This window comes from Streptomyces sp. NPDC104096, from assembly GCF_055584385.1.
This window is the reverse complement of record NZ_JBVJMD010000013.1, coordinates 14421-32624: the sequence shown is the minus strand read 5'-3', so window position 1 is coordinate 32624 and position 18204 is coordinate 14421. Positions and strand designations below refer to the sequence as shown.

The 18204-nt window shown below is 72.7% G+C and carries 10 protein-coding genes; 8 read left to right on the top strand and 2 right to left on the bottom strand.

The annotated features are described in order from the left end of the window. The first annotated feature begins 264 nt into the window (after positions 1 to 264). From ACZ60B_RS16255 to ACZ60B_RS16245, 3 genes are all read left to right on the top strand, one after another. Positions 265 to 1791: a hypothetical protein gene (locus ACZ60B_RS16255; protein WP_469387385.1), complete on the top strand. Its 1527-nt coding sequence runs from the start codon at positions 265 to 267 to the stop codon at positions 1789 to 1791. A gap of 52 nt (positions 1792 to 1843) precedes the next feature. Next, positions 1844 to 2722, top strand: coding sequence for a hypothetical protein (locus ACZ60B_RS16250; protein ID WP_469387383.1), 879 nt, complete (start codon positions 1844 to 1846; stop codon positions 2720 to 2722). 156 nt (positions 2723 to 2878) lie between these two features. Next, positions 2879 to 7495 (top strand): coiled-coil domain-containing protein, encoded by a 4617-nt coding sequence (locus ACZ60B_RS16245; protein ID WP_469387381.1) that lies wholly within the window; start codon positions 2879 to 2881, stop codon positions 7493 to 7495. Positions 7496 to 7619: 124 nt separating this feature from the next. On the opposite strand, the gene ACZ60B_RS16240 is transcribed toward ACZ60B_RS16245, so the two are convergent. Next, positions 7620 to 8177, bottom strand: a complete 558-nt coding sequence (locus ACZ60B_RS16240; RefSeq protein ID WP_469387631.1) for a hypothetical protein — start codon at positions 8175 to 8177, stop codon at positions 7620 to 7622. Positions 8178 to 8597: 420 nt separating this feature from the next. On the opposite strand from ACZ60B_RS16240, the gene ACZ60B_RS16235 reads away from it, so the two are divergent. From ACZ60B_RS16235 to ACZ60B_RS16215, 5 genes are read left to right on the top strand one after another with little or no spacing between them, the layout of a single operon-like run. Next, a complete protein-coding gene (locus ACZ60B_RS16235; RefSeq protein WP_469387379.1) occupies positions 8598 to 11525 on the top strand; it encodes a sensor histidine kinase in 2928 nt (975 codons plus the stop codon). After that, positions 11522 to 11956: a roadblock/LC7 domain-containing protein gene (locus ACZ60B_RS16230; RefSeq protein WP_469387377.1), complete on the top strand. Its 435-nt coding sequence runs from the start codon at positions 11522 to 11524 to the stop codon at positions 11954 to 11956. The genes ACZ60B_RS16235 and ACZ60B_RS16230 overlap by 4 nt, the downstream gene beginning before the upstream one ends. A gap of 9 nt (positions 11957 to 11965) precedes the next feature. Then, complete coding sequence (locus tag ACZ60B_RS16225) at positions 11966 to 12361, top strand: DUF742 domain-containing protein (RefSeq protein ID WP_450666148.1); 396 nt, start codon at positions 11966 to 11968, stop codon at positions 12359 to 12361. A gap of 24 nt (positions 12362 to 12385) precedes the next feature. Further along, the gene (locus ACZ60B_RS16220; RefSeq protein WP_469387375.1) at positions 12386 to 16021 is read left to right on the top strand and encodes a hydantoinase B/oxoprolinase family protein; all 3636 of its coding nucleotides are present in this window, start codon (positions 12386 to 12388) and stop codon (positions 16019 to 16021) included. Further along, on the top strand, positions 16002 to 16607 hold the full coding sequence (locus ACZ60B_RS16215) for a GTP-binding protein (RefSeq protein WP_469387373.1): 606 nt from the start codon (positions 16002 to 16004) through the stop codon (positions 16605 to 16607). The genes ACZ60B_RS16220 and ACZ60B_RS16215 overlap by 20 nt, the downstream gene beginning before the upstream one ends. Positions 16608 to 16667: 60 nt before the next feature. Here ACZ60B_RS16215 and glpK read toward each other — a convergent pair whose 3' ends face one another. Further along, positions 16668 to 18191 carry a glycerol kinase GlpK gene (gene glpK, locus ACZ60B_RS16210; protein WP_469387371.1) on the bottom strand — a complete coding sequence of 508 codons (1524 nt, stop codon included), beginning with the start codon at positions 18189 to 18191 and terminating at the stop codon, positions 16668 to 16670. Positions 18192 to 18204: the final 13 nt, after the last annotated feature.

Here is an 18204-nt window from a genome sequence, read left to right as displayed (position 1 = left end):
CGGCCGGGCGCGAGGGTGACCGCCGTGCGGCTCGTGTGAGAGGGACCACGGTGGGGCTTGTGTGAGGGAGACCACCGCCGGACGGGTGCGAGCGGGACCGCCACAGGGGCCGCGCGGGCGGTACGGCCTCGGGGCAGGCGCGGACGCAACCGCTTGGGGACCGGTGCGGGAGGGGCTGTCGCCGGGGCGGTGTGAGAAGCGTGACGCCGGGACCCATCTGCGTCGTTTGGGTCGTTGTCAGATCCAGGACCTAGTCTGTGCACCGTGACTTCGCCTGCATCGCCGGACAGCGTTCCGCCCCAGCTCAGCGTGGCGCCGCGACCCGCACCGGGTCCGGCCGCCGACGAGGGGCTGGCGCGGCGGCTGCGCGCGCTCGCCTGCACGGCGCCGATCCACGACCTCGACGCCCGCAAGGCCAACCTGGCGGGCGCGTACTCGGTGTACGGCATGGCGGAGATCGCCCTCGCCGCGATCGACCTCGTCACGCTGAACATGGACTTCGACACGGGCGCCGACCACGACCAGATAGTGGCCAGGCTCGTCCCGCGCATCACCGCCCAGGCCCCGCAGCGCACCGCCGCCGAGCACGAGCGGGTGGCCCGCTGGGTCCTGGAGAACCTGATCAACGTCGGCAGCGTCGACCGCGGCTTCCGGGCCGTGTACGGCACGTTCGCCACCGACGGCAGCTATGTGCGCCGCGACTACGACTTCAAGCTGATCGAGGAGGTCCCCGGCCCCGGCGGCAGCGTCTATCTGCGCACGACGGACGAGGCGGTCAACGTCCTCGTGGGCGCCCTCGACACCGATGTCACCAGCGCCCAGATCGCCGCCGAGGTCAAGCTGGAGGTGCTCATCAGCCGCGGTCGGCTCGCCGACGCCCAGCTCGCCGCCGAACAGGCCCGCTACCGCACCGTGCAGTACTCCGAGACCCTGCGCCGGGCGCTGGACGCGACCCGGCGCAACGTCCGGGCCGTGGACTGGCTCAACTCCGTGCCCGACATGATCGCCGAGGCCCTCGACCACGTGGCCGACCGCTACCGCCACGAGAACGCGATCCTCACGAACATCCGCAAGGCCCGCGACGAGTCCGAGGACCCCGAGCAGAAGCGGCGCGCCGCCGAGCTCGTCGACATCGTGAAGGACTGCATCCGCCGCCACACGCAGTTGCAGTCGCGGCTGCTGGAGGCCGGACCGCTGTTCCGCGCGGAGCAGGACCGGCAGGCCTTCGCCACCCCCATGACGACGTCCGGGATCGACCTGTACGGACACCTCGTCGCCCCGGCGCTGCCGCTGCCGGTCGAGCAGGCGGTCCGGGTCACCGACGCGTTCTTCGCCCGCGGGACGGGTCTGCGCACGCCCGTGTCGGTGCGGGTCGGGGACCTCGTCGACATCCTGCTGACGCCGCCGGTGGAGCGCGAGCACCTCGGCGCCGAGATGCCCGAGCCCGACCTCATCGCCACGCCGGACGACAGCCGGTTCAGCGAGGAGCAGCTGGCGGCGGCGATGGAGCTGCTCGCCCTGCCTGCGGACGCGCCGCGGCGGCTTTCGGGTCTGCTCGCCGACGCCCGGCGACGCGACGCCGAACTGCCCTATCTGGTGGCGCTGCTGGCCGTCCACGCGGCCAGCCCCGCGGTGGGCACGGCCTACCGCCAGGGCGAGGAGAAGCTGCTGTTCGCCGTGGACGACGGGACCGAGCTGGACGACCCGGAGTTCGGCGGCGCCGACCTGATCGTCGGCACCGCGCTCCTGGACGCCGCCGGGATGGCGGCGGACCGGACGGAGGCGGCATGAGCCGGCCCGAGAACCGAACGAACGACCGTCGACGCGACAAGGAGTCCCGACCGTGAGCGAGTACGCCGAGTGGAGTGAGCCGGACGCCGGTCCCGTTCCGGCGACCGCCGCCGTCACCCCCGCCGACACCGCCGACGCGGCGCGCCTCGTCGCCTTCGGGCTCCAGCCCAAGGTGCAGCCCGCGCGCGACCAGGAGTACGCCGAGCTGCTGCGGCGCTACCGGGAGGATCCGCCGTTCGCGCGACTCGCCGACGCCGTGGCGGCCGGACTCGGGCTCGTGGTGCTGGAGGTCTCGCCACGGGCGGGGATGGCCGTGACCGCGGCCGAGGACTCGGTGTTCGCCGTACGCATGGGCGACTACGCGCGCCGGACGTCCGCGGACTCCGGGGACCGCTTCCTGCACGGCCTGGCCCACCTCGCCGTCGCCGCGCTGGCGTTCCCCCGGCCGGAGGACCTCGCCGACGACGGGTACATCGGCCGGGTGAGCGTCAACGGCGTCGACGCGTTCGTCCGCCAGGCCTGCCGTCGGCTGGAGGAGCGCGCGGACGAACAGGGCCGGAACAGCGACCCCGCGACCGACGCCCCCGGTCTGGAGGCCGCCTGGCGGATCTGGGCCAGACGCAGCGCGACCGGGGCGACCAAGGACGCGCGACGCCTCGCCGGCTCCACGACCGGCATCGTCGGCAAGGCGGTCGCCTTCCTCACCGACTCCGGCTTCCTCCAGCGCACCGGCGACGACGGCGGCGGCACCTACCGCACCACGGCCCGCTACCAGCTCCAGGTGCGGGACATGGCGGGCGGCGCGGCCCTGGCCGAGCTCATCGAGCTGGGCGTCGTCCCGGTCACCGACGGCACGCCGAGCCTGCTGCCCGCCGAGGACACGGACGACCTGGAACTGGTCGCCGACGCGGGCCTCCCGTTCCACTCCTGAAGCGCCCACAGCGCCCACAGCGCCCACAGCGCGCCGGAAGTCCCCGAAGGGCCCGAGTCCCCGAAGGCCCCGAAGCGCGCCGGAAGCCGCTGGACCGCCGGAGGCTTCCGCCCCCGCCATGCCGACCGATCTGCCGAAGACTTACGAGAGTCCGCCATGTACGAGCTGTCCCGGGTCCGTCTCTACTCCATCGGGCCCGCCGGTGCGCGTTACGCCGACACCGTGCTTGACCTGCGAGGTGTGGGCGACGTCGTGCCCGACCCCGCGCCCACCCAGGCGGAGTTCTTCGAGGAGGAGCCCGTCGGCCCGCCGCGCCGGCCCGCACCCGCCGGCGTGCTCTTCCTGGAGAACGGCGGAGGCAAGTCGGTCCTGCTCAAGCTGATCTTCTCGGTGATGCTGCCCGGCCACCGCAACACGCTCGGCGGCGCCAGCTCCGGCGTGCTGCGCAAGTTCCTGCTCGCCGACGACTGCGGGCACGTGGCTCTGGAATGGCAGCACGTGCTGACCGGCGAGTGCGTGGTCGTGGGCAAGGCCAGCGAATGGCGCGGCCGCCAGGTCTCCAACGACCCGCGGAAGTTCGCCGAGGCCTGGTACTCCTTCCGGCCCGGTCCCGGGCTGAGCCTGGACAACCTGCCGGTCGCCGAGGCCACCGCGGTACGGCCGCCCGTCGAGGGCCAGTCCGGCGCGCAGGGCCGGCGGCGCACCATGAAGGGCTTCCGGGACGCCATCACCGACGCGGGCAAGGCCTACCCGCACCTGGAGGTGCACTGGGAGGAGATCCACGACCGCTGGATCGAACACCTCGGCGACCTCGGCCTCGACCCCGAACTCTTCCGCTACCAGCGCGAGATGAACGCCGACGAGGGCGAGGCCGCCGGCCTGTTCGCGGTCAAGAAGGACTCCGACTTCACCGACCTGCTGCTGCGGGCCGTCACCGACACCCGCGACACCGACGGACTCGCCGATCTCGTCAGCGGCTTCGGCAACAAGCTGGGGCGACGCGCCGAGCTGATCGCCGAACGCGACTTCACCGCCGGGTCGGTCGACCTGCTCGGCCGGATCGTGGAGGCCACCGAGGCACGCGCACGCGCGCGTGACATCCACACGGCGGCCGAGCGCCGCACCCGCACGCTGGCGCGCCGGCTGTCCACCCGTGCCGTGCTCGAACGCACGCGTGCCACCGACCTCGCCCAGCGGGTCACGGCCGCCGCCTACGCCGTCACCCACGCCGAGGGAGCGCGTGAGCGCAGCGCCCTCGTCGCCGCCGAACTCGCCTACCGGCACGCCTCGCTGGCGCTGGCCGCGGCCGAGAAGTCGGCCGCCGCGCAGAAGCGCGAGCTCGCCGAGGCGCGCACCCTGCACGCCGCCTGGCAGGCCGCCGAGGCCGTACTGCGCCACCGGGCCGCCACCGACCGGGTCACCCGGGTGTCCGCCGCGATCCAGGAGGCCGAACGCGACGCCGCACCCGCGCTCGCCGCCAGGACCAAGGCCGCCGTCGACCTCGTACGGGCCCTGCACACGGCCGCGGAGAACGCCGAGACCCTCGCCAACGAGGAGGAGGAGCGGTCCGCGGCGCTCCAGGAGGCCGGCGACTCGGCCCACCGGGACTCCACGGCCGCCGCGACCGAGTCCCAGCGCGCCCGCAGCGAGATCGGACACCTGCGCCAGCGCCTGGCCGAGGTGGAACAGGAGACGGCCGAGGCGGTGCGGGCGGGCTGGCTCGACGACAGCGCGCCCGACGCCGACCCCGCGCGCGCGGCCCTCGCCGCGAGCGACGCCGAGCAGACGGCCGTCGCGGCCTGGGACACCGCACGCGAGGCGTCCCGCCGGGCGGGCGAACACGCCCGCGAGGCGGCCTCCGCGGAGTCCCGCGCCGAACTGACCGCGGCCCGCGCCGCGGACGCCGCGACGGCGGCAGAGCGCTCCCGCGAGGCCGAACTGCGCCTCGCCGAGGCACTCGCCGCCGAGGAGCGGCTGGCCGAACTGCTGGGACTGGCGCACGGTGACGCGCAGCCGGACGGCCCGCGGACCCGGCAGGACACCGGCCCGGACGCCCGCGACGGCGTCCTCGCGCCCACGGACCTGGACCGTTTCGCCGACGAGCTGCGCGAACTGCTCGCCGACGCCGTCTCCGCCGCGGAACGGCAGCTCTTCGAGCTGCGCACCGCGGCCGCCGACGACGCCCGTATCCTCGGCGCGCTCGGCGACGGGGGTCTGCTGCCGCCCGGCCCGGACGTGCTGGCCACCGTGGAGTTCCTCGGCGAGCACGGCATTCCCGCGCTGCCCGGCTGGCGTTACCTCGCCCAGGCCGTCGACCCCACCGACCACGCGCGGGTGCTGGCCGCCCGCCCCGAACTGGTCGACGGTGTGATCATCACCGATCCGGACTCGCACGCGCGGGCCCGGGAAGCCCTCGGCAACGCGGCGCTGCTGCCCCGGTCGACCGTGGCGGTCGGCACGGCGGCCGCCCTCCTCGCGCCCGCCCCGGCCGCGGAGTCGGAGGACAGCGGCGTCTTCCTCGTACCGCCGAACCCGGCCATGCACGACGAGCACGCCGCCGACGAGGAGCGGCAGGCCCTGCGGGCGCGGGCCGCGGAGCGCGACGAAGAGATCCGCGGCCTCGCCGCCCGCCTGGGCAAGGACCGGGAACTTGCCGCCCGGCTCGCCTCGTGGCGCACGGGCTGCCCGGCCGGCCGGCTCGCGCAGCTGGACCAGCTCGCCCAGGAGGCACGCGCGTTCGCCGAGGAGGCCGAGGCCGACCTGGTCGAGGCGCGGACCGTGCGGGCCGAGGCCGAGGAGACCGCCGCCGAGGCCGCACGGATGCGTGACGAACGCCAGGAGAGCGCGCAGAAGGCCCGGCGGGCCGCGGACGCCCTCGCCGGGCTCGCCTTCCGGCTGCGCGAGCGCGCCGGCTGGCAGGTGAAACTGCGTGAACTGGCCGACGACGCGGCCGAGTCGGAAGCCCGCGCGCAGACCTGTCTGGAGCGCGCCCGGGCCGCCGACGAGGACCGCCGCGCCGCCCAGCGCGCCGCCGACGACAGCCGTCGCACGGCCCGCGCGCTGCGCGCCGAGCGCGCCGAGATCGCCGGTGCCCCCGACGACGTGCCGCAGGACGACCCGAACGCGTCCCAGGCGTCCCTGCCCGCCCTGCGCGAGGCCTACCGGGCCGCCTCCCAGGTCTACGAGAAGGTCGGCGTCGGCGCCGACCTGCGCGCCGAGCAGGCCCGCGCGGAGAGCGACGAGAGCGCGGCACGGACCGAACTGGACCGGCTGAGCAACAAGGTCCGCACCCGTGCCGAGCAGCTGCTCCAGTCGCCGGACGGCTCCGACGGACCGTCCCGGCAGGCCGCCGCCGCACGGGCCGAGGAGCTGGTGCAGCTCCTGGAGACCCGGATGTCCCACGCGAGCGAGCAGCTCGGGCGGCTGCGCGGCGAGGCCGAGCGGCACGCCCCGGAGGACGGCGAGGCGCACACCGAGCTGTCCGAGGAGCTCCAGCCGCGCGACGCCGACCACGCGCAGGCGCTGCGGCGCACCGCCGCCACGGAACTGGCCGTCCGCACCGAGGCGTTGGCCGAGGCCCGCGGGGCGCACGCCGAACTGCTGGACACGCACCGGGCCGCCGAGGACGCCGTCGGCGGTTTCGAGGAGACCGCCGCGATGCTCCGCGACCTGCTGCGCGAACACGCGTCGGAGGAGGAGCAGGAGGAGGTCGAGCCGTACCCCGGCAGCCTGGAGGAGGCGCGGCAGTCGGCCGCCGAGTCCCGCCGTTCGCTGCGCGGCTGCGCCGCCGACCTGTCCACCGCGGAGGCGTCCGTACGCGAAGCCGGCGACATCCTGGTCCGGCACGCCAACTCCACCCGCTACGAGCAGGTCCGCACCCCGGCCCGCCAGCAGATCCGCGAGCTGCCCGCCGCGTCGCTGCCCGAGCACGCCCAGAAGTGGGCCGACGCCTTCGCACCCCGGCTGCGCGTCCTCACCGACGAACTGGCGCAGCTGGAGCGGAACAGGGACTCGATCGTGGACCGGCTGAGGGGACTGGTGGAGTCGTCCCTCGCCACCCTGCGCTCGGCCCAGCGTCTGTCCCGGCTGCCCGAGGGGCTCGGCGAGTGGTCCGGGCAGGAGTTCCTGCGCATCCGTTTCGAGGAACCCGACCAGGCCACGCTGACCGAACGCCTCGGTGAGGTCGTCGACGAGGCGACCCGGGCCGCGGTGAAGAAGAACTCCGATCTCCGGCGCGACGGCATGTCCCTGCTGCTGCGCGGGGTCGCCGCCGCTCTCCAGCCCAGGGGTATCGCGGTCGAGATCCTCAAGCCCGACGCCGTCCTGCGCGCCGAGCGGGTCCCCGTCGGTCAGATGGGCGACGTGTTCTCCGGCGGCCAGCTGCTCACCGCGGCCATCGCCCTGTACTGCACGATGGCCGCCCTGCGCTCCAACGACCGGGGCCGGGACAAGCACCGGCACGCCGGCACCCTGTTCCTCGACAACCCCATCGGGCGCGCCAACGCCACCTATCTGCTGGAACTCCAGCGGGCGGTGTCCGACGCGCTCGGCGTCCAACTCCTCTACACCACCGGCCTGTTCGACACCACGGCGCTGGCGGAGTTCCCGCTGGTCATCCGACTGCGCAACGACGCCGACCTGCGCGCCGGCCTGAAGTACATCAGCGTGGAGGAGCACCTGCGCCCGGGTCTGCCCCAGCAGGCCCCCGCGGGGGAGGGCGAGTCGGTGCACAGCGAGATCACGGCGACCCGGATGTTCAAGCGGCCCGCCTAGCCGTGGCCCGGACGGGCCGCGGCACTGCCGTGGCCCGCGTCGTGGGTCGCACTGTGGTGCGTGCCGCGGTTCGCGGGGAGAGCCGAGCGGTTCTCCCCGCGAGCGGGGCCGACGCGGAACCCGGTCAGGAGTGCGACAGCTGTCCGGCGCCGTCGGCCCTGCCTATGCGCTTCCTCGTCCGCTCGGCGACCCGTGCCTGCCGCCGGGCCCGGCGCCGCTCGCGGCGCAGCGACCGGGCGGTGCTGCTGGGGACCGACACCACGCCGTTGCGCTGGCTCCAGACCTGGCGCGTGACCCAGACGTCGAGCGCGCCCCAGGTGGCGACCACGGTGCCGGTCACGCTGCCGATCACCATCGGGAACGCCAGCCACGAGTTTGCCAGGGTGCACAGCACGGCCGTCATCGCCATGATCAACGTCACCGCGATGATCAGCACCGCGCGCACGGCCGCGGTGCGCACCGGGTCCGGCATCCGGCGCCGACGGGCGGGTTCCTCGACCCACAACGGCCGGTACCGCGGCCGGTCCTGGACCGTCTCCCGCACCGTCTCCCGGACCGCCTCCGGTGCCGGTCCGTGTCCGTCCGTCGGAATGTCGTGATCCGGTGCCTCGCGCCGCCGAGGCACCGTCCTGTGCGTCACCGCGCCGTACTCCGGCGCGTCATGCCGCTCCGCCGTGCCCATCACCGTGTCACTCCCCACCGCCAGCAGACCCCTCGCCCGGTCCGAAGACCCCGACTCCCCAGTGGCTGCCCGGCTTGCGCTGTTTTACGCCGCCCGGGTGCGAGATGCGGCTCCTGTGGCCGATTCCGCCCCCGACTCCCGTAGAAAAAGACGAACGAAGCCTCCCGAAGATTCCCAATGAACGAAAAATTCTGGCCAACTACCCGTACGGGAACGCGGGAACGGACTCCTCGGTCGCCGCCGGTTTCGGGGAGGCAATCTCCCGTAATGGCAGGACAACTCGCCATGTCTCGAGGCTGGTTCGGAATTTCTGCTTCCGGATGGCTCTTCGAGTTACTCGTGCGTCAGTAGTAGGCTCGCGCCGTTTGTTGACGCACATGTGTACCCCCCTTCCCTGTGGGGGTCGAGCTGGGGGAGGCCATGCGCTTTCGCGGGAAGTCGATCCGCCGGAAGATCGTGGCGCTGCTTCTCGTGCCGCTGGTGTCCCTGACAGCCGTCTGGGGCTTCGCCACGGTACTCATGGGCCGCGAAGTGAACAGGCTGTTCAACGTGTCGTCGATGGTCGACAGGATCGGCTACCCGGTCGAGGACACGGCTCGCGCCATCCAGCAGGAACGCCGCCAGACCCTGGTCTACCTCGCCGACCCGCGCGCCGCCGACGCCCTCGCCGCGCTCCGCCGCACCCGCCGGACCACGAACGCGGTCATCGCCGAGTTCCGCGGCAACTCCGGCAGCGCCGACGTCCGAGATGTGCTGGACCAGGACGACGCCGAGGCCCTCACCGCTGTCCTGGACGCCTTCGACGGCATCGGCTCGCTGCGCCGCAGCGTCGAGGAAGGCACCCTCTCCCGGGCCCAGGCCCTCGATCTCTACAACCGTCTGATCGACCCCTGCTACGCCTTGCTGGCCACCATCGACGTGGTCGACAGCGCGGACATGGACAAGCAGTACCGCGCCCTCGTCAACGTCGCGCGCGCCCGCGAACTGCTCTCCCAGGAGGACGCCCTGCTCGGCTCCGCCCTGGTCGTGGGCCGGGTCACGCGCGAAGAGGTCCACCACCTCTCGAACATCGAGGCACAGCGGGCCGCGGTGTACGACATCAGCCTTCCGCAGCTGCCGACCGCCGAACGCGACCGCTACGAGCGCTTCTGGAAGAACGCCACCACCGCCCCGCTGCGCACGGCCGAGCAGTCCGTCCTGGCCACCCGGCCGGACGGCATGCCCCGTGGCGTGACCGCCGAGAACTGGGACGTCGCGGCGGGCAATGTGCTCGACGAACTCGCCCACCTCGACGACCAGGCGAGCGACCGCTTCCAGGACCGGGTCCGCCCCATCGCGATGGGCGTCATCGTCCAGTCGGCCGTCGTCGGCGTGCTCGGCCTGATCGCCCTGCTGCTCTCGCTCTTCCTGTCCGTACGCATCGGACGCAGCCTCATCCGCGACCTGCGCCAACTGCGCCTCGAGGCCCACGAGGCGTCCGGTGTGCGGCTGCCCAGCGTGATGCGCCGGCTGTCCGCGGGCGAGCAGGTCGACGTGGAGACCGAGATGCCGCGTCTGGAGTACGACAGGAACGAGATCGGCGAGGTCGGCCAGGCGCTCAACACCCTGCAACGGGCCGCGGTCGAGGCCGCCGTCAAACAGTCCCAGCTGCGCGCCGGAGTCTCCGAGGTGTTCGTCAACCTCGCCCGCCGCAGCCAGGTCCTGCTCCACAAGCAGCTCACCCTGCTCGACACCATGGAACGCCGGACCGACGACACCGAGGAACTCGCCGACCTCTTCCGCCTCGACCACCTCACGACCCGTATGCGGCGGCACGCCGAGGGCCTGGTGATCCTCTCCGGCGCGGCCCCCTCGCGGCAGTGGCGCAAACCCATCCAGCTCATGGACATCGTGCGCGCCGCCGTCGCCGAGGTCGAGGACTACGAACGCATCGAGGTGCGCCGGCTGCCCCGCACCGCCATCACCGGCCCGGCGGTCGCCGACCTCACCCATCTCGTCGCCGAACTCCTCGAGAACGCCACGGTGTTCTCGCCGCCGCACACCGCCGTCCAGGTGCTGGGCGAACGGGTCGCCAACGGTTTCACCCTGGAGATCCACGACCGCGGCCTCGGCATGACCGCGGAAGCGCTGCTGGACGCCAACCTCCGGCTCGCCGAGACCCCCGAGTTCGAGCTCTCCGACACCGACCGGCTCGGTCTGTTCGTGGTGAGCCGGCTCGCCCAGCGGCAGAACGTCCGGGTCTCCCTCCAGCCGTCCCCCTACGGCGGCACCACCGCCGTCGTCTTCATCCCGGACGTCCTGCTGACGGACGACGTGCCGGACACCAACGGCGTCGGATTCCGCCTCGACCGGCCCCGGGCGTCGACCGTGGGATCTCCCGTCGACAACCGGCGCACCACCCTCTCCCCGGCGCCCGCGCAACTGCCCGGTCTGCCCGCCTCGCTCCTGGACGGGCCGGTCGAACTGGAAGGCCCCCTCGACCTCGACGGCCTCGACGGCTTCCCGGGCGTGCTCGACAGCGAGGACGGCGAGGAGGACGAAGCCGGCGGGCTGTTCCGCCCGCGCCGCTCCATCGTCCCCGCGCCGGACGGGGAGAGCAGGCCCGAAGGGGCGGGCGCGGCGGCCGGACCGAGCGGCCCCGGCGGTGAGCGGAACCGCAGATACACCGACCCCCAGCGCCCGACGGACCGCGTCGACCCCGGCGAGCATCCGAGCGCCCCGCTCCCGCTGCCCCGCCGCAGTTCTCCCAAGCTGGTCAGCTCCCACGGCCGCCCCGTGGCCGAGCAGCGCTCCCGGCGCCGGGAGCCGGACGAGGAACCGTCCACGGTGCCAGGCCCGCGCGGCCTTGGCACGGGCAGCCCGGCCACGGACCTCCCGGCCCCCCTGCCGACCCGCCGCCGCGGGGTCACCGCGCCCCTGGGCCGGGCCCGAGGCGCCGCCGACCGCGGCGACGGGCTCCCCGACTTCACCGCCCCCCGGGCCGGCGGGCCGGACGAGTCGCCGGCCGCCCCGGCACTGCCCGCCCGCACCCGGCGCCGCACGGACCCGCCGAGCGGCCAGGACGCCACCGAACACCCCCCGCGCACCCCTGCTCACGAGACGGCCCCCGGCACCGGCCCACTGCCCCGGCGGGTGCGGCAGGCCAGCCTGGCACCGCAACTGAAACAGGATCCCGGGCGGCGCCCGCAGGACAGCACGGAGCTCGCGGAACGCGACGCCGACGAGGTGCGCAGCCGCATGGCCTCACTCCAGCGCGGCTGGCAACGCGGCCGCCAGGAGAACGCCGAGAGCGACGACTCCCACAGCGACACGGCATCACAAGGAACGACAGAGGGGGACGGTCGATGACCGCACCGAAGGCAACCGACCACACCACGAGCGGCAAGGGCGAGCTGAACTGGCTCCTCGACGAACTGGTGGACCGCGTCGCGAGCATTCGCAAGGCCGTCGTGCTCTCCGGAGACGGTCTCGCCATCGGGGTCTCCAAGGACCTGACCCGGGAGGACAGCGAGCACCTCGCCGCCGTCGCGTCCGGATTCCACAGCCTCGCCAAGGGTGTGGGCCGGCACTTCGACGCGGGCAACGTCCGCCAGACGGTCGTCGAGCTCGAGGAGGCCTTCCTGTTCGTGACGGCCGCCGGCGACGGCAGCTGCCTCGCCGTGCTCGCGGACGCCGACTCCGACGTGGGCCAGGTCGCCTACGAGATGACGCTGCTGGTCAAGAGAGTGGGCGCACATCTGGGTGCCTCCCCGCGCACCGACCTGCCCTCGGGCGGGTAGTGAGATGGCATGAGCACAGACGGTCAGCGCAGAAGCCTCTGGTTCGACGACGACGCCGGACCGGTCGTCCGTCCGTACGCCATGACGCGCGGCCGCACCGCGGGTGCGGCTCAGCACCGCCTCGACCTGATCGCGGTGGTCGTCACCGAACCCCACGGAGACGACCCCGAAGGGGACCACAGCCTGTCCCCGGAGCACGTGGACATCGTCGAGCTGTGTCGCGACACCCCGCAGTCGGTCGTCGAACTCGCCGCCGAGCTCGATCTGCCCATCGGAGTGGTCCGGGTCCTCGTCGGTGACCTCGTGACCGGGGAATTCGTCCATGTGAACCGGCCCGTACCCCCTGCCGAACTGCCGGACGAGAGTATTCTGCGCGACGTGATCGACGGCCTCCGGGCGCTGTGAGCAGCGCGGAAGCGAGGTGAAGACGTGACAGGCTGGCAGTTCTGGGTGGACCGGGGCGGTACCTTCACCGACATCGTCGCGCGGCGCCCCGACGGCCGGCTGCTGACGCACAAACTGCTGTCGGACAGTCCCTCGCGCTACGCCGACGCGGCGGTCGCAGGGGTGCGCGCCCTCCTCGAAGGCTCCCGGGACCCCGTGGCGGCCGTCCGGATGGGGACGACGGTCGCCACCAACGCCCTCCTGGAACGCAAGGGCGAACGCACTCTGCTCGTCGTCACCCGCGGCTTCCGCGACGCCCTGCGCATCGCCTACCAGAACCGGCCCCGCATCTTCGCCCGCCGCATCGAACTGCCCGAGCTGCTCTACGAGCGGGTCGTCGAGGTCGACGAGCGCATCGCCGCCGACGGCACCGTCCTGCGCGCCCCCGACCCGGACGCTCTCGCGGGTCCCCTCCAGGAGGCCTACGACGACGGCATCCGGGCCGTCGCCGTGGTCTGCATGCACAGTCATCTCCACCCCGGACACGAACACGCCGTCCGCGCGGTGGCCGCCCGCATCGGCTTCCCGCAGATCTCGCTGTCCAGCGAGGTCAGCCCGCTGATGAAGCTGGTCCCGCGCGGCGACACCACCGTCGTCGACGCCTACCTCTCGCCGGTGCTGCGCCGCTACGTCGAGCACGTCGCGGGCGAACTCGAAGGCGTACGACTGATGTTCATGCAGTCCAACGGAGGACTCGCCGAGGCTCACCAGTTCCGCGGCAAGGACGCCATCCTCTCCGGCCCCGCCGGCGGCATCGTCGGCATGGCCCGCATGTCGCAGCTCGCCGGCTTCGACCGCGTCATCGGCTTCGACATGGGCGGCACCTCCACCGACGTCTCGCACTTCGCGGGGGAGTACGAACGCGTCTTCACCACACAGATCGCCGGGGTGCGGCTGCGCGCGCCGATGCTGGACATCGACACGGTCGCGGCCGGGGGCGGCTCCGTCCTGCACTTCGACGGCTCGCGCTACCGCGTGGGGCCGGACTCGGCGGGCGCCGACCCCGGCCCGGCCTGCTACCGCGGCGGCGGTCCGCTCGCCGTCACCGACGCCAACGTCATGCTCGGCCGCATCCAACCCGCCCACTTCCCCCGGGTGTTCGGACCCGACGGCGACCAGCCCCTCGACGACGCCCTCGTCCGCGGGCGTTTCGCCACCCTCGCACGCGAGATCCACGAGCAGACCGGCGACGACCGCAGCCCCGAACAGGTCGCCGAGGGCTACCTGAGGATCGCCGTGGCCAACATCGCCAACGCGGTGAAAAGGATCTCCGTCCAGAAGGGCCACGACGTCACCCGCTACACCCTCACCACCTTCGGCGGCGCGGGCGGCCAGCACGCCTGCATGGTCGCGGACTCGCTCGGCGTCCGCACGGTCCTCGTGCCCCCCATGGCCGGTGTCCTGTCCGCGCTCGGCATCGGCCTCGCCGACACCACGGCCATGCGCGAGCAGTCCGTCGAGGCACCGCTGGAAGCGTCCGCCATGCCCGGGATCCACAAGACGGCCGCCGACCTGGAGGCCGCGGGCCGCGCCGAACTCCGGGCCGAGGACGTCCCCGAGGACCGCGTCCGGGTCACCCGCCGCGCCCAGCTTCGCTACGACGGCACCGACACCACCCTCACCGTCGAGCTGTCCGAGCCCGACACCATGAGACACGCCTTCGAAGAACGTCATCGCGCCACGTACTCCTTCGTCCTGGACCGCCCGATCGTCGTCGAAGCCCTCTCCGTCGAAGCCACCGGCCTCACCGACCCCCCTGATCTGTCCGCCCTCGCCCCGTACGAAGGCCGCACCCGCGCGCCGGAGACCGTCCGCCTCCACACCGGCGGCGTCTGGCGCGACGTACCCCTGCATCACCGCGAGAGCCTGCCCCCCGGCGAGACCGTCGCCGGCCCCGCGATCATCGCCGAGGCCGGTGCCACGACCGTCGTCGACGACGGCTGGCGGGCCGCGACGACCCACGACGGGCATCTGGTCATGGAACGCGCGACGGTCACGCAGAGTTCCGACCTCGACACGAAAGCCGACCCGGTTCTGCTTGAGGTCTTCAACAACCTCTTCATGTCGATCGCCGAACAGATGGGCGTCCGGCTGGAGTCCACCGCCCAGTCCGTCAACATCAAAGAGCGGCTGGACTTCTCCTGCGCCCTGTTCGACCCGGACGGGAACCTGGTGGCCAACGCCCCGCACATCCCCGTCCACCTGGGCTCGATGGGCACCAGCGTCAAGGAGGTCGTCCGCCGCCGACGCGACACGATGCGGCCCGGCGACACCTACGCGGTCAACGACCCGTACCACGGCGGCACCCACCTTCCGGACGTCACCGTGATCACCCCCGTCTTCGGCGCCGGGACGGCCGACGGCACGGAGAGTGACCGGATCCTGTTCCACGTCGCCTCCCGCGGCCATCACGCGGAGATCGGCGGCATCGCCCCGGGTTCCATGCCGGCCGACAGCCGCACGATCGAGCAGGAGGGCGTCCTGTTCGACAACTGGCTGCTCGCCGAAGGGGGCCGGTTCCGGGAGGAGGAGACCCTCCGCCTGCTCACCGAGGCCCCGCACCCCTCGCGCAACCCGAGGACCAACCTCGCCGACCTCCGTGCCCAGATCGCGGCCAACCAACGGGGCGTGGAGGAGGTCGGCCGCATGATCGAGGACTTCGGCCTCGACGCCGTCCAGGCCTACATGAGGCACGTACAGGACAACGCCGAGGAAGCGGTGCGCCGGGTCATCGACACCCTGGACGACGGCGAGTGCGCCTACGAGACCGACTCGGGCGCCGTCATCCGCGTACGCGTGCGCGTGGACCGCGACAACCGCCGGGCGACCGTCGACTTCACCGGCACCTCGGCCCAGCTCGCCACCAACTTCAACGCACCGTTCTCCGTGGTCGACGCGGCCGTCCTGTACGTCTTTCGCACCCTGGTCGACGACGACATCCCGCTCAACGACGGCTGTCTGCGTCCGCTCGACATCGTCGTACCGCCGGGCTCCATGCTCGCCCCGCAGCCGCCGGCCGCCGTCGTCGCGGGCAATGTGGAGACCTCCCAGGCGATCACCGGCGCCCTCTACGCGGCGCTCGGGGTCCAGGCGGAGGGCTCCGGCACCATGAACAACGTCACCTTCGGCAACGAACGCCACCAGTACTACGAGACCGTCGCCTCCGGATCAGGCGCGGGCGACGGCTTCCCCGGCGCCTGCGTCGTCCAGACCCACATGACCAACTCGCGGCTGACGGATCCCGAGGTCCTGGAGTGGCGGCTTCCGGTCCGGCTGGAGGAGTTCGCCGTCCGGCCCGGCAGCGGTGGCGCCGGACGCTGGCGCGGTGGGGACGGAGCCGTCCGCCGGATCCGGTTCGGTGAACCCATGACCGTCTCCACCCTGTCCCAGCACCGCAGAGTGCCGCCGTACGGCATGGCGGGCGGCGCGCCCGGCGCCCTGGGCGCCAACCGGGTGGAACGCGCGGACGGCACCGTCGTCCGACTCCGCGGCAGCGACTCCGTGGACGTCCGCCCCGGCGACGTGCTCGTCGTCGAAACCCCCGGCGGCGGAGGCTACGGCCCGCCGTCGGCCGACCCCCACACAGCAGGAGAAGAGATCGATGATCCTCGGGCGTTCTGAGCGCGGCAAGCACCTGATCGAGCCCGTCACGCTCAAGATCCTGGTGGCCGGCGGCTTCGGCGTCGGCAAGACCACGCTGGTCGGCGCGGTCAGCGAGATCAGGCCGCTGCGTACCGAGGAACTGCTCACCGAGGCCGGGCGCCCGGTCGACGACCTCAGCGGCGTCGAGGGCAAGCACACCACCACCGTCGCCATGGACTTCGGACGCATCACCCTGCGCGAGGACCTGGTCCTGTACCTGTTCGGAACACCTGGCCAGGAGCGCTTCTGGTTCATGTGGGACGAGCTCTCCGAGGGCGCGCTCGGCGCCGTCGTCCTCGCCGACACCCGGCGCCTGGAGGACTGCTTCGCCGCCATCGACTACTTCGAGCGGCGCTCCATACCCTTCCTCGTCGGCGTCAACTGCTTCCAGGGGGCCGCGCGCTACCCGGCCGGAGCCGTCCGCAAGGCCCTCGACCTCGACGACGACGTGCCGCTCGTGCTGTGCGACGCCCGCGATCGCGAGTCGGTCAAGGCCGTCCTCGTCGGCGTCGTCGAGCACGCGATGGCCCTCGCGGCGGACCGCCGCCGCGCCGTCACCACCTGACCGCGCGGTCCGATCCGAACGACAGGGCCGAGTGGTCTCCGCTGATGCGGACGACAGGCCCTAGTGGTCGTCGTCGTCCTCCATCCAGCCGAAGCTCTTCTCCACCGCCTTGCGCCAGTTGTGGTACTCGTGGTCGCGCACCGACGGGTTCATGCCCGGTGTCCACTCGACGTCCTCCTGCCAGTGCGCCTTGAGTTCACCGAGGTCGTTCCAGACACCGGTGGCCAGCCCGGCCGCGTAGGCGGCGCCCAGGCAGGTCGTCTCGGAGACCTTGGGCCGGATCACGGGAACGTCGAGCACATCCGCCTGGTGCTGCATGAGCAGGTTGTTCTTCGTCATGCCGCCGTCCACCTTCAGGGTCGTGATCTGCACCCCGGAGTCCTGGAACATGGCGTCCACGACCTCGCGCGTCTGCCAGCTCGTCGCCTCCAGCACCGCTCGCGCGAGATGTCCCTTCGTGACGTACCGGGTCAGGCCCGTGATGACACCGCGCGCGTCGGAGCGCCAGTACGGCGCGAACAGACCCGAGAACGCGGGCACGATGTACGCGCCACCGTTGTCGTCGACGGACTCCGCCAGGGTCTCGATCTCGTCGGAGGTCCGGATGATGCCGAGCTGGTCGCGGAACCACTGCACCAGAGCACCCGTTATCGCGATGGAGCCCTCCAGACAGTAGACGGGCGCCGCGGTACCGATCTTGTAGCCCATCGTCGTCAGCAGCCCGCTCTTGGACGGTACGGGCCGGTCTCCGGTGTTGAGCAGAAGGAAACTGCCCGTGCCGTACGTGTTCTTCGCCGTCCCCACGTCGTAGCAGGCCTGGCCGAACAAGGCCGCCTGCTGATCGCCCAGGGCCGAGGCGACCGGCACGCCGGCGAGCTGGCCGACGGCGGTTCCGTACACCTCGGCGGACGACTTGATCTCGGGCAGGACGGCTTCCGGCACGTTCATCGCGGACAGGATCGAGGGGTCCCACTGCAGGGTTTCCAGGTTCATCAACATGGTGCGGCTGGCGTTGGTGACGTCGGTGACGTGCTTCCCGCCGTCGGTCCCACCGGTCAGGTTCCAGATCAGCCAGGAGTCGATCGTGCCGAAGGCGATCTCGCCGCGCTCGGCGCGGTCCCTCAGGCCCGGCACGTTGTCGAGCAGCCAGGCGGCCTTGGGGCCGGAGAAGTAGCTGGCCAGCGGGAGCCCGGTCTGGTCGCGGAAGCGGTCCTGTCCGTCCCCGCCGCCCAGTTGGTTGCACAGGGCCGTGGTGCGCGTGTCCTGCCACACGATGGCGTTGTGCACCGGTTTGCCGGTCGCCCGGTCCCACAGGACCGTCGTCTCGCGCTGGTTGCTGATGCCGAGCCCACTGAGATGGTCGGCCCGCAGGCCGGCGTTCGCGAGCGCCCCGGCGACCACCGCCTGCACCCTGGCCCAGATCTCCGTGGCGTCGTGCTCCACCCAGCCGGGCTTGGGGAAGATCTGGCGGTGCTCGCGCTGGTCGACGGCGACGACCGCGCCGTCCTGGTTGAAGACGATGCAACGGCTGGACGTGGTGCCCTGGTCGATCGCGGCCACGTACTTCTCGGCGTTGTCCGTCATGGCTATCCCTTGG

Excerpts from the sequence above, each read along its gene's own strand:
- ACZ60B_RS16230 (WP_469387377.1), top strand. The coding sequence starts at position 11,522 with ATGACCGCACCGAAGGCAACCGACCACACCACGAGCGGCAAGGGCGAG.
- glpK (WP_469387371.1), bottom strand. The coding sequence starts at position 18,191 with ATGACGGACAACGCCGAGAAGTACGTGGCCGCGATCGACCAGGGCACC.
- ACZ60B_RS16240 (WP_469387631.1), bottom strand. The coding sequence starts at position 8,177 with ATGGGCACGGCGGAGCGGCATGACGCGCCGGAGTACGGCGCGGTGACG.
- ACZ60B_RS16215 (WP_469387373.1), top strand. The coding sequence starts at position 16,002 with ATGATCCTCGGGCGTTCTGAGCGCGGCAAGCACCTGATCGAGCCCGTC.
- ACZ60B_RS16245 (WP_469387381.1), top strand. The coding sequence starts at position 2,879 with ATGTACGAGCTGTCCCGGGTCCGTCTCTACTCCATCGGGCCCGCCGGT.
- ACZ60B_RS16235 (WP_469387379.1), top strand. The coding sequence starts at position 8,598 with ATGCGCTTTCGCGGGAAGTCGATCCGCCGGAAGATCGTGGCGCTGCTT.
- ACZ60B_RS16225 (WP_450666148.1), top strand. The coding sequence starts at position 11,966 with ATGAGCACAGACGGTCAGCGCAGAAGCCTCTGGTTCGACGACGACGCC.